The sequence below is a fragment of the Actinocorallia aurantiaca genome (assembly GCF_039533685.1).
In the GTDB taxonomy this organism is placed as follows: domain Bacteria; phylum Actinomycetota; class Actinomycetes; order Streptosporangiales; family Streptosporangiaceae; genus Actinocorallia; species Actinocorallia aurantiaca.
The window spans coordinates 19,425-31,345 of record NZ_BAAATZ010000005.1; the positions used below are offsets into that span (position 1 = coordinate 19,425).

At 71.9% G+C, this 11,921-nt stretch carries 8 protein-coding genes; 4 read left to right on the plus strand and 4 right to left on the minus strand.

Going from position 1 to position 11,921, the window contains the following annotated elements:
• The first annotated feature begins 90 nt into the window (after positions 1–90).
• On the plus strand, positions 91–1,272 hold the full coding sequence (locus ABD327_RS06230) for a cytochrome P450 (protein ID WP_344449217.1): 1,182 nt from the start codon (positions 91–93) through the stop codon (positions 1,270–1,272).
• 48 nt (positions 1,273–1,320) lie between these two features.
• Here ABD327_RS06230 and ABD327_RS06235 read toward each other — a convergent pair whose 3' ends face one another.
• The 3 genes from ABD327_RS06235 to ABD327_RS06245 all read right to left on the minus strand — a co-directional run bounded on the left by ABD327_RS06235 (position 1,321) and on the right by ABD327_RS06245 (position 6,177).
• Positions 1,321–4,290: a bifunctional [glutamine synthetase] adenylyltransferase/[glutamine synthetase]-adenylyl-L-tyrosine phosphorylase gene (locus ABD327_RS06235; protein WP_344449218.1), complete on the minus strand. Its 2,970-nt coding sequence runs from the start codon at positions 4,288–4,290 to the stop codon at positions 1,321–1,323.
• 74 nt (positions 4,291–4,364) lie between these two features.
• Complete coding sequence (locus tag ABD327_RS06240) at positions 4,365–5,393, minus strand: terpene synthase family protein (RefSeq protein WP_344449219.1); 1,029 nt, start codon at positions 5,391–5,393, stop codon at positions 4,365–4,367.
• A 46-nt stretch (positions 5,394–5,439) separates the two neighbouring features.
• Positions 5,440–6,177, minus strand: a complete 738-nt coding sequence (locus tag ABD327_RS06245; RefSeq protein WP_344449220.1) for an arginase family protein — start codon at positions 6,175–6,177, stop codon at positions 5,440–5,442.
• Positions 6,178–6,369: 192 nt separating this feature from the next.
• Here ABD327_RS06245 and glnA point away from each other — a divergent pair, with 192 nt between their 5' ends.
• The gene (glnA, locus tag ABD327_RS06250) at positions 6,370–7,731 is read left to right on the plus strand and encodes a type I glutamate--ammonia ligase (protein ID WP_344449221.1); all 1,362 of its coding nucleotides are present in this window, start codon (positions 6,370–6,372) and stop codon (positions 7,729–7,731) included.
• A 212-nt stretch (positions 7,732–7,943) separates the two neighbouring features.
• Positions 7,944–8,630 carry an RDD family protein gene (locus ABD327_RS06255; protein WP_344449222.1) on the plus strand — a complete coding sequence of 229 codons (687 nt, stop codon included), beginning with the start codon at positions 7,944–7,946 and terminating at the stop codon, positions 8,628–8,630.
• 7 nt (positions 8,631–8,637) lie between these two features.
• Here ABD327_RS06255 and ABD327_RS06260 read toward each other — a convergent pair whose 3' ends face one another.
• Positions 8,638–10,761 (minus strand): ATP-binding SpoIIE family protein phosphatase, encoded by a 2,124-nt coding sequence (locus ABD327_RS06260; RefSeq protein ID WP_344449223.1) that lies wholly within the window; start codon positions 10,759–10,761, stop codon positions 8,638–8,640.
• A 282-nt stretch (positions 10,762–11,043) separates the two neighbouring features.
• Between ABD327_RS06260 and panB the strand changes: the two genes are divergently transcribed.
• Positions 11,044–11,889 (plus strand): 3-methyl-2-oxobutanoate hydroxymethyltransferase, encoded by an 846-nt coding sequence (gene panB, locus ABD327_RS06265; protein ID WP_344449224.1) that lies wholly within the window; start codon positions 11,044–11,046, stop codon positions 11,887–11,889.
• Positions 11,890–11,921: the final 32 nt, after the last annotated feature.

Here is an 11,921-nt window from a genome sequence, read left to right on the forward strand (position 1 = left end):
AACCTCATTGTGCCCCACGATTCCCTGACATCTCGAGATTTTCGCGACATGATCGTCTTGGTGGTCATAAACAATGCGAAAGGTGCGGCGATGGAGCTGCGTTACAGCCCGTTCGACTTCACGGTCCACGAAGACCCGTACCCGTTCTACGCGCGGCTGCGGGAGGAGGCTCCCGTCTACCACAACGAGCAGGACGGGTTCTGGGCCCTCTCCCGGCACGCCGACGTCCTCGCCGCGTTCCGCGACGACCGGCGCTTCTCCAGCCGGAACGGGATCCGGATCGAGGAGCCCTTCTGGGGCCCCCAGGCCGAGCAGTTCTTCTCCTTCGTGGCCATGGACCCGCCGAAGCACACCCGGATGCGCGGGCTGGTCAACAAGGTCTTCACCCCCCGCCGGGTCGCGGCCCTCGAGCCCCGGCTGCTGGAGATCGCCCGCACCCACCTGGAACCGCTGCTGGACGGCGACGAGTTCGACCTGATCGACTTCGCCAAGACCTACCCCACCGACGTCATCTCCGAGCTGGTCGGCGTGCCCGAGTCCGACCGCGCGCAGGTCCGCGACATCAGCTTCGCCGTCATGCACGCTCCGGAGGAGGGCGACGGCGAGATGCACGAGGGCTCGACCGACGCCATGGGAGCGCTGATCGGCTACTACGCGCAGCTGACCGCCGAACGCGCCAAGAATCCCCGGGAGGACCTGCTGTCGGGGCTGCTCCAGGCCACCGAGAACGACGACCGGCTCACCCCCGAGGAGATCATCGGGATCCTGATCCTCCTGATCGGCGCGGGCTCCGAGACCACGATGCTGCTGCTGGGCAACGCCTGGCACGCCGCGTGGAAGCACCCCGCCGAGCGCGAGCGCGCCTTCGCCGGCCGGATCGAGGACTGGGTCGAGGAGACCCTGCGCTACGACCCGGTCTCCCAGTCGTCCCCGCGCGTCACCACCGAGGACGTCGAACTGCACGGGGTGACGATCCCCGCCGGCGCCAAGGTCCTGCTGCTGAGCGGCGCGGCCAACCGCGACCCCGAGGTCTTCCCCGACCCCGACCGGTTCGACCTCGACCGCGACACCCGCCAGCACCTCACCTTCGGCAACGGCCGCCACCACTGCCTGGGCGCGCCCCTCGCCCGGCTCGAGGCGAAGCTGGCCCTGAAGGAACTGGTCGCGACCGTCGCCGACTACGAGATCGACGAGACCGCGGCCAAGCGGGTGCACACCTCCATCAACCGCGGCTTCATCTCGCTGCCCACCAAGGTGACCGCCCGCCGCTGACGGCATCCCGGGCACGGCCGACGGAGGGGCCGCCGTGCCCGGCGAAGGTCAGACCGTCCCGTAGAAGACCCGCTCGGTGACCTCGCGGGCGTGGCGGGCGTGCCTGCGCCAGTCCTCCAGCAGGTCGCCGCTGCCGGGATAGCCCAGCAGCCTGCTGACGGCCGTGCGCTCCCGGTGGTGGTCGGTCGGCAGCAGGTCCGACGCCCGGCCGCGCACCAGCATCACCGCGCCGCGGATCCGGGTGGCCAGGCACCAGGCGTCGATGAGCGTCCTGGCGTCCTGCGCGGTCAGCAGCTTGTACTCCACCGCCGCCTCCAGCGCGCTGAGCGTCTCGGTGGTGCGCAGCTCCGGCACCTCGAACGCGTGGCGCAACTGGAGCAGCTGCGCCACCCACTCCACGTCCGACAACCCGCCCGGACCGAGCTTGAGGTGCAGCCTGCGGTCGACGCCGCGCGGCAGCCGCTCGGCCTCCATCCGCGCCTTGAGCCGGCGGATGTGCTGCACGTCCTGCTCGCCGACTCCGCCCTCGGGCCAGCGGATCGGGTTGATGACCTCGGCGAACCGCTCGCACAGGCCGGCGTCGCCGATGACGGGCGCGGCCCGCAGCAGCGCCTGGCTCTCCCAGGCCGACGACCAGCGCCCGTAGTAGGCGGCGTAGGACGACAGGCTGCGCACCAGCGGCCCCGACTTGCCCTCCGGGCGGAGGTTGGGGTCGATGCCCAGCGGCGGCTCGGGCGCCGGCAGCGCCAGCAGCCGGCGCAGCTCCTCGACGACGGAGTGCGCCGCCAGGTGCGCCTGCCGGTCCTCGGCCCCCTCCACCGCCTCGTAGACGAACATGACGTCGGCGTCGCTGCCGTAGCCCAGCTCGCGCCCGCCGAACCGGCCCATCGCCACGATCGCCAGCCGGGCCGGGATCGGCTCCCTCCGCTCGGTCTCTATCTTGTTGACCGCCGCGGTGAGCGCCGCCTCCAGGGTGACGGCCGTGATGTCGCTGAGCGCCTCGCTGACCGTCCTGACCTCGGCCAGGCCCAGCAGGTCGGCCACCGCCGTCCGGAACAGCTCCCGCCGCCGGATCGCCCGGACCGCCGCGACGGCGTGCTCGGCCTTCTCCCGGTCGCCGTGCCTGCCCACCACCGCCAGGGCCTCGGCGCGCAGGTCCGCCAGGGGGCGGGGGGCGAGCGACGCCTCGTCGCCCAGGATCTTCACCCCGTCGGGAGCCCTCAGCAGCAGGTCGGTGACGTAGGCGCTGGACGCCAGCAGCCGCGCCATCCGCTCGGCGACCGCCACGTCGTCGCGCAGCAGCCGCAGGTACCAGGGCGTGGCGCCGAGCGCGTCGCTGACCCGGCGGAAGCCCAGCAGCCCGGCGTCCGGGTCGGGCGCGTCGGCGAACCAGCCGAGCATCACCGGCAGCAGCGTGCGCTGGATCGCCGCCCGCCGCGACACCCCGCGGGTGAGCGCCTCGATGTGGCGCAGCGCCCCGGCCGGGTCGTTGTAGCCCAGCGCCAGCAGCCGGGCCCGAGCGGCCTCCGGGGTGAGCCTGGCCTCCTCGCCCGGCAGGTTGGCCACCGCCACCAGCAGCGGCCGGTAGAAGAGCTTCTCGTGGATCCGCCGGACCCCGCGCGAGTGCCGCCGCCACAGCTCCGTGAACTGCACGGCCGGATCGCCGGTCAGCCCCAGCGCCCGGCCCAGCCGCCGCAGCCCCGCCTCGTCCGCGGGGACCAGATGGGTGCGGCGCAGGTGGTGCAGCTGGATGAGGTGCTCGGTGCGGCGCAGGAAGCGGTACGCCTCGGCGAGCTCGGCGGCGTCGTCGCGCCCCACGTACCCGCCCTCGGACAGCGCCGCCAGGGCGTCCAGGGTGTTGGGGCTGTGCAGCAGCTCGTCGGCCCTGCCGTGGACCATCTGGAGGAGCTGCACCGCGAACTCCACGTCGCGCAGACCGCCGGGGCCGAGCTTGAGCTGCCGCTCGACCTCGCCGTGCCGCTCCTTCAGGTGCTCCTCGACCCGGCGGCGCATCGTCTGGACGTCCGAGATGAAGCTCTCCCCCGCGGCGGCCTTCCACACCAGCGGGGAGAGGGCGTCGAGGTAGTCCCGGCCCAGCTCCAGGTCGCCGGCGACCGGACGGGCCTTGAGCAGCGCCTGGAACTCCCAGGTCTTGGCCCAGCGCTCGTAGTAGGCGCGGTGGCTGGCCAGGGTGCGCACCAGCGGCCCCGACTTGCCCTCCGGGCGGAGGTTGGCGTCCACCTCCCACAGGGAGCCCTCGGGAGTGGTGTCCGAGCACGCCCGCATCATCGCGGCGGCCAGCCTGGTCGCCGCGCGCAGCGCCTCCTCCTCGTGGCCGTCCACGGGCTCGGCGACGAAGACGACGTCCACGTCGGAGACGTAGTTGAGCTCGCCTCCACCGGACTTGCCCATGCCGATGACGGCCAGACGGCACAGCGTGTGCTCGGGCACCTGGGCGCGGGCTATGGCCAGGCCCGCCTCCAGCGCCGCGTCGGCGAGGGAGGCCAGTTCCCCGGCCACCTCCCGCACGTCCGCCTCGCCCGTCAGGTCGCGGCCCGCCAGGTCCAGCAGCCTGGCCCGGTAGGCGACGCGCAGCGCGTCCTGCCCGTCCGCGAGCCCGACGGGCAGCGGGTCGCCGGGGTCGGCGCCCACCGCGGCGAGCAGTTCGGCGCGCAGCCGGTCCGGAGCGGGCCGCTCCGGCGGGCCGGTGAGAACGTTCCACTGCTCCGGGTGGCGCGCCAGATACTCGCCCAGGGTCGCGCTCACTCCCAGGACCGCCAGGAGCCTGCGAGTGAAGAGGGAGTCGCCCGCCATCCGTTCTGGAAGGCCCGGATCGGCCTCCAGCAGCCGGAGGAGGCCGCTCAGGGCCAGGTCTGGATCCGCCGTCCCGCCCAGGGCGTCGAGAAGCGGATCGTCGAGAGGAACAGGGGAAGAGGAAAGAGCCCTCTCAGCCGCGGACGCGTCGGTGAAACCAAGCCGCGCGAGCCTTGCGGTGAGGGATGTACGGCGTTCACTCACACTCGTCAAACTAACCGTCCAGGGACCGCCGGGAGTGGATCACTGTACTCAAGGTCTCCGGAACGTTACAGACCTCACCCCAAAGTTACGCTCATCCGGCGTCTCGGTGAAGGGACCGAGGTGTCGGGCATGGGGCTGTAGCGCCCGCTCTCCACCAGCCAGTCCAACTGCGCCCGCGGCACCGCCAGCAGGGTGTCGACCACCCGGTCGGCCTCCTCGCGCACGGACGGGTCCAGTTCCCGCCAGGCCGGCTCCGAGTCGAGCGCCTCGGCCGCCTCCGCCATCCCGGCGAGACCCTCCTCGATCCGCTCGCTCACCCAGGTGATCGCCGTCAGCGGCTCCAGCTCCAGCTCGCCCACCGCCAGCGCGACGTAGTTGCAGGAGTCGCCCAGCCCGCTCTCGTGCGGGTAGGAGGCGACGTCGTTGCACCACGCCGTCACGTCGTTGACCCGGTCGAAGAGCCGCTGCCAGGCGCGGGTCCGGACCAGCGGCTCGGGCAGCTCCACTCCCAGGACCGGTTCGACCAGGTCCAGCATGAAGGGGCCGTTGGTGCGGCGGCGCAGCCGCGGATAGTCCTCCAGGGAGGGCAGCGCCCGGGTGCGGCGGCCGACGGCCTCGTCCACGCAGCCCTGCCTGTGCCACTCCAGGTGGATGCGGAACCTGCGGCGCCACTCGCCGCTCATCCCCCCGGACGTCTCGCGCCACAGCTCGGCCAGCGTGATCTCCAGCGGCCCGGCGCCCGCGCGGGGCGACCCGCGGCGCACCGCCCGTGTCATCTCCTCGTACAGGGCGTCCACCTCGGTCGCCGAGCCGCCGAACGGGGTCTCGTCCCGCAGGTCGTCGAAGGCGAACAGCCAGAGCAGCCACCGGGTGAACAGGGCCACCCGGGCCTGCGGGGCGTCCGGGAAGAGGCGGCAGGCCAGCCGCTCGAACCGGCCGCGGCCCAGCCGCGAGGTGTCGGTGTCGCCGAACACCAGCCCCCGGGACCTCGCCCAGGCGGTGGTCTCCTCCCCGACCGCCCACAGTCCCTCGTGGACCCGGCAGGGGGCGGACAGGGAGGGGACCCTCCAGGTCAGGGGCAACAGCAGCTCGGAGGTAAGCATGCGCTCACGTTAGGTGAGCGCCGCCGCGGCTTCCGGGTACTCCGGGTCAAAGTCCGGTCATGATGGGCTCCACCAGAGCCGCCGTGCCGCGGCCCGGCACCCAGGTGCAGGCGCCGCCCACCGCCACGACCCGGCCGGTGTCCAGCACCCGGCGGATCGCCTTGAGCACCTTCTTGCGCGACGGGCCCCCGGACGCGGGGTAGAGCAGGCCCGGCAGCTCCTCGCCGTCGATGACGTCGAAGTCCAGGTGGAGGTAGATCGGCCCGTCGGGCAGCACCGGCTCGTCCACGTCGGCCACCTGGCAGCGGACGATCTCGGCGCCGGCCAGGTACTCGGCCTCGGGCGGGTCCAGGTCGCGGGCATCCACCAGGGTGACCCGGCGCTCGGGCACCGGCTCCAGGCCCAGCAGGTCGGCGATCACCTCGGGGTTGGCCCCCACCAGCAGCCGCAGCGGCATGCCGCCCAGGTAGCCCGACAGGGTGCTCTGCGGGGTGTGGACGTCTCCGTGGGCGTCGAACCAGACGATGGAGGGGCTGATCCCCGCGCGCTGCAGGCCGGCCACCACGGCCAGGGAGGTGGTGCAGTCGCCCGAGACGACGACCGGCCTGTCCCCCTCGCCCGCCAGCTTGGCCACCGAGTCCGCGACGGTGTCGTAGAGCACCGCCATCCGCCGCCAGTGCCCCGCCTCGGGGAGCAGCAGCGTGATGGTCTCGTCGGCCTCGATCGGCGCCTCGAAGTCCGGCAGCCGCTCGTCGAGGTGATAGGGCACACAGATAACGCTCACGGGATGAAGGTATCCCGGAACTGTGCGATCGTTCGAGGACTTCGACCCTGGACGGGGCCACTACCCAGGTCGCACCCGGCGGGTAGGTTTGTAACGCTGGGGAAACACCTACAGGGCAGACTGACGGCAAGGCCCGGTGTGGGCGGCTGATCAGCCCCGGCCCCGGTTCACAGGCTTGTAAGGAGAATGGCATTGGACCGTCAGCAGGAGTTCGTGCTCCGGACCCTCGAAGAGCGGGACATCCGGTTCATCAGGCTCTGGTTCACCGACGTCCTCGGCTTCCTGAAGTCCGTGGCGGTCGCTCCGGCCGAGCTGGAGGGCGCCTTCGCCGAGGGCATCGGCTTCGACGGCTCTTCGATCCAGGGCTTCGCCCGGGTACACGAGGCCGACATGCTGGCCAAGCCCGATCCCTCGACCTTCCAGGTGCTGCCCTGGCGGGCGGAGGCCCCCGGCGTGGCCCGCATGTTCTGCGACATCCTGATGCCGGACGGCACCCCGTCCTTCGCCGACCCCAGGTACGTGCTGAAGCGCACCCTGGGCAAGGCCGCGGACCTCGGTTTCACCTTCTACACCCACCCTGAGATCGAGTTCTTCCTGCTCAAGGGCCTTCCGTCCGACGGAGAGGCTCCTCAGCCGGTCGACCAGGCGGGTTACTTCGACCACACCCCGCACTCCACGGCGCACGACTTCCGCCGCAACGCGATCACCATGCTGGAGTCGATGGGCATCTCGGTGGAGTACAGCCACCACGAGGGGGCGCCCGGCCAGCAGGAGATCGACCTGCGGTACGCGGACGCGCTCACCACCGCCGACAACATCATGACCTTCCGCCTGGTCATGAAGGAGGTCGCGCTGGAGCAGGGCGTCTGGGCCTCGTTCATGCCCAAGCCGTTCACCGAGTACCCGGGCTCGGGCATGCACACCCACATGTCCCTCTTCGAGGGCGACCGCAACGCCTTCTACGAGCCGGGCGCCGAGTACCAGCTCTCCAAGGTCGGCCGCGCCTTCATCGCGGGCCTGCTGCGCCACGCGCCGGAGATCACCGCCGTCTGCAACCAGTGGGTCAACTCCTACAAGCGGCTGTGGGGCGGCCCGGGATCCGCCGCCGGGCAGGGCGGCGAGGCCCCCTCCTACGTCTGCTGGGGCCACAACAACCGCTCGGCGCTGATCCGCGTGCCCATGTACAAGCCCCAGAAGGGCCACGCCACCCGGATCGAGTTCCGCTCGCTCGACAGCTCCTGCAACCCCTACCTGGCCTTCGCGGCCATCCTGGGCGCGGGCCTGAAGGGCATCGAGGAGGGCTACGAACTCCCCGCGGGCGCCGAGGACGACGTGTGGGCGCTGACCCCGGCCGAGCGCCGCGTGCTGGGCATCCAGCCGCTCCCCCAGTCACTCGACGAGGCGATCCGCACCATGGAGCGCTCGGAGCTGCTCGCGGACGTCCTGGGCGAGCACGTCTTCGACTTCTTCCTGCGCAACAAGCGCGCCGAGTGGGAGGACTACCGCCGCCAGGTGACGGAGTACGAGCGCCGCCGCTACATCGAGGTGCTCTGACGGCTCCGCCGTCGTCGAAGGACGTCGGGAGGCGGGGAGAGCGGTTCAGGCCGCTCTCCCCGGCCGGGGATGTCCGGAGCGGTGATCCGGGTCGGTCCGCTCGGCACGTCTGCGCGTCGCTCCCGCCCAGGTGACCTCCCTATGGAGGGAAAAGCACTGACCGTACTGGTCCGTCCGGTTATGATCTCGGCTCCGGACACCAGAGGAGCCTCGTGACGATTCCCCCCGGATGGCAGGGCGAGCCCTCCTGGCAGAACCCGCAGTCCCCGCCGCCGCCCGGTTCTCACGGGCAGTACGGGCAGCCGGGCCAGTACGGTGGGTACCTCCCGCAGGGATACCACCCGACCTATGATCCGGACGGCCCGCACGACCGGTACTACTACGCCGAGCCCCCCTGGGGGCCGCCCGACGCGCCTCCGGGCTGCTTCGCCGTGGCCCACCTCGGCAAACGGCTCCTGGCCAGGGTCGTCGACGTCCTCATCGTGATCGCCACGGCGGTCGCCCTGATCGTCCCGATCGTGGTGGCCGCCCGGGACCGGGATCCGGAGATGGAGACCTCCGTGGGGAGCTCTGCCGTCGCCGTCGCCTTTCTGATCGTCTTCGGCGGTTACTTCCTCTACGACGGCGTCCAGAACGCGCTGTGGTCGCGCACCCTGGGCAAGCGCCTCATGCGCCTGCGGGTGGCGTCCGCCGACGCCCCCCACCTGCCGCTGTCCAAGGGAATCGCGTTCGGCCGGGCGGCCCTCTACCCGATGGGCTTCACGCTCCTGGGCATGCTGCCGATGATCGGCCTGATCTCCACGCTGAACTCCTTCTCGCCCCTGTGGGACCGGCCCAGGCGCCAGGCCTGGCACGACAAGATGGCCAAGACCGTGGTCCTGAACGACCGGCGGCCCTGAGGCGGGGTCAGTCGCGGGGCAGCCGAGGCAGCGGGAACTCGTCGGTGTGGTGGTGCTGGCCCGGCCACTGCTCGCCGAAGTCGGCGTCGTCGGAGTCGGCGCCGGGCAGCGGCAGGTCGCACCAGACGACCTTGCCCAGGGCGGTCCTGCGGGTGCCCCAGCGGCGGGCGAACTCGCTGACCACCAGCAGGCCCCGGCCGCCCTCGTCGTCGTCGGCGGCGCGGCGCAGCCTGGGCAGGGCCGCCGAACGGTCCATCACCTCGATGACCAGGGTGCGCTCGCGCAGCAGCCGCAGCTCCAGGGCGCCGGGCGAGTACCGCACCGCGTTGGTGACCAGTTCGGACGCGAGCAGCTCGGCGGTGTAGGACAGCTCGGCCAGGCCCCACTCCTCCAGCTGGGCGCGGACCAGGCCGCGGGCGCGGCGCACGGCCGCCGGGTCGTTGGGCAGCGTCCAGGACTCGTGGGTGTCGGACGGCAGCCGCCGCAGCCGGGCGATGAGCAGCGCGATGTCGTCGCGGTGGTGGTCGTCGTAGACGCCCGCCAGGCAGGCCTTGGCCAGGTCCTCCATCGGGCGCTCCAGCGCGGAGGCGTCGAAGATGCCGCGCAGCCGGGCCAGGCCGTCGTCGATGTCGCGGCCGCGGCTCTCGACCAGCCCGTCGGTGTAGATGACGAACATGCTGCCGTCCTCGACGGCGAACTCCCGGCTCTCGATCGGGTTGCCGCCGACCACGCCCAGCGGCGGGGCGTCGGGCAGGTCGAGGTATTCGGTGGTGCCGTCGGCGCGCAGCAGCAGCGGAGGCAGGTGGCCCGCAGAGGCGATCTCCAGCAGGCCGCTGGTTGCGTCGTAGACCCCGTAGACGCAGGTCGCGAAGTGCGGCTCCTGCTCGCCCAGCTCGGTCATCAGCTCGTGCAGGATGTGCAGGGCGTCGGCCGGCGGGTAGTCCAGGTTGGCCAGCGTGTGCAGCGCGGTGCGCAGCCGCCCCATGGTGACGGCGGCCTTGACGCCGTGGCCCGCGACGTCGCCGACGATCAGCGCGACCCGGCCGCCGGGCAGCGCGATCGACTCGTACCAGTCGCCGCCGACCTCGACCAGCTTGCTGCCGGGCAGGTAGCGGTGCCGGACCTCGACCGAGGACGGGTGCGACAACCGGTTGGGCAGCAGGCTGCGCTGCAGGGTGAGGGCGGTGGCCCGCTCCCGGCTGAAGCGGCGGGCGTTGTCGATGACGATGGCGGCCCGGGAGGCGAACTCCATGCCGATCTCGACGTCGTAGGCGTCGAACCGGCGGAAGCCCGCGGTCCTGGTGCAGATCATCATGCCGAGCAGGGAGCCCTGGGCGATCAGCGGCAGCATCACCATCGAGACGTCGCTCAGCAGCTCCTTCACCGGGTCGCGGCGCCAGGCCGAGGCGATCTCGCCCGCCTGCTCCTCGGTGATCTGCCGCAGGTGCACCGCCTCCCTGCGGTCCAGGCACTCGCGGTAGGGGGTGTCGGGCGGGTAGACGAGCACCTCGCCGGTGGGGAACGCCGAGACCCAGTCCAGGTCGTGGTTGTCGGTGGCCAGCGCGATCCGGCGCAGCACGGCGGAGCCGCCGGACGCCACGGGCGACTCGTCGGCGGCGACCAGGCTCTCCAGGACCACGATCGCCGCGACGTTGCAGTAGTGCGGCACGACGACGTCCGCCAGCTCGCGGGCGCACTGGTCGAGGTCGAGGTTGGCGCCGAAGCGGGCGAGCGGGTCGTCGAACAGGGCACGGCGCACCTGCACCGGGTCCTGGAAGCGTTCGGCGGCGGGCAGCGCGATCTTGATGTGCGCCAGCGCGGCCAGGCCGGCTCCGCCGACCATCGGCTGGACCGTCACCACCGCCTCGCCGGGACCGCGCAGCCGCCAGACCGCGGTGCGCTCCTGCCCCTCCGCGACCGCCGCGAGGATGCTCTCGAGCTGCTCGGCGCCCTCCTCGATCAGCTCGGCCAGCGGGGTCCCCAGCAGCTCGGCGGGCTCCACCGCCAGCACCGAGGCCGCGTTCCGGCCCGACTGCACGATCCTGCCGTCGGCGTCGAGGCCGAGGACGAGCGTCCTGGACGCCGAATCGGAAATGGACGCAGTGGCCCGTCGCGCCATCGCGGTTCTCACGTCTGCCGCTCCCGCCTCCGCCTGCAAAGTCCTGCGCCCAAGTATGGAGTACCGAAGCGTTTCGTGCGTGGCTACTCACTCAAGACCGTCATCGCGCGGGGATCCGGGCGGGGTTTCCGGTGTCACGGCTCCCCGCTCCGGCCCAGGCCGGGGGTGAGATTTTATTCACGATCGGACAAAAAGCTGGGAATGGTGACTCTTCCCCTGTCGTTGAGTTGGTGGGATCATCGATTCCGTCCGGGTACGCCGAAGGGGCGCCTCGAGACTGGAGGTAGATCAAGCATGTCCACAGCAGCGCAGGACCGGTCGACCATGCTCTACGGCGGCCAGGGAACACGGCGGATCACCGTACGCGACATCGCAGCGGCCAAGGCCCGCGGCGAGAAGTGGCCGATGCTCACCGCCTACGACGCGCTCACCGCGCGGATCTTCGACGAGGCGGGCATCCCCGTCCTCCTGGTCGGCGACTCCGCCGCCATGGTCGTCTACGGATACGACTCCACCGTCCCGGTGACGGTCGACGACCTCCTCCCCCTCACCGCCGCGGTCGTCCGCGGCTCCAAGCGCGCGCTGGTCGTCGCCGACCTGCCGTTCGGCTCCTACCAGGCCTCGGTGGAGCAGGCCCTGGCCACCGCCTCCCGCTTCCTCAAGGAGACCGGGGCGCACGCGGTCAAGGTCGAGGGCGGCCGCCGGATCCTCCCGCAGGTCGAGGCCATGGTCGCGGCCGGGATCCCGGTGATGGCCCACCTCGGGCTGACCCCGCAGTCGGTGAACGTCTTCGGCGGCTACCGGGTGCAGGGCCGCGGCGAGGCCGGCGAGCAGCTGATCCAGGACGCCAAGGCGATGGAGGCCGCGGGCGCCTTCGCCGTGGTGCTGGAGTGCGTGCCCGAGGACCTGGCCGAACGGGTCACCACGGCCCTGTCCATCCCGACCATCGGCATCGGCGCGGGCGCGGCGACCGACGCCCAGGTGCTGGTCTGGCAGGACATGGCCGGGCTGGTCCCGCACACCGCCAAGTTCGTGAAGAAGTACGCCTCGGTCGGCGACGTGCTCTCCGAGGCCGCCCGCTCCTACGCCGAGGACGTCGTCGGCGGCGCCTTCCCGGCGGCGGAGCACTCCTACCGCTGACCTTCCTCCCGCCCCTGGAGGAGAAAAGGAAC

Bases quoted from the DNA above. Each gene is read 5' to 3' on its own strand.
- ABD327_RS06230 (WP_344449217.1), top strand. From the start codon at position 91: ATGGAGCTGCGTTACAGCCCGTTCGACTTCACGGTCCACGAAGACCCG.
- ABD327_RS06240 (WP_344449219.1), bottom strand. From the start codon at position 5,393: ATGCTTACCTCCGAGCTGCTGTTGCCCCTGACCTGGAGGGTCCCCTCC.
- panB (WP_344449224.1), top strand. From the start codon at position 11,044: ATGTCCACAGCAGCGCAGGACCGGTCGACCATGCTCTACGGCGGCCAG.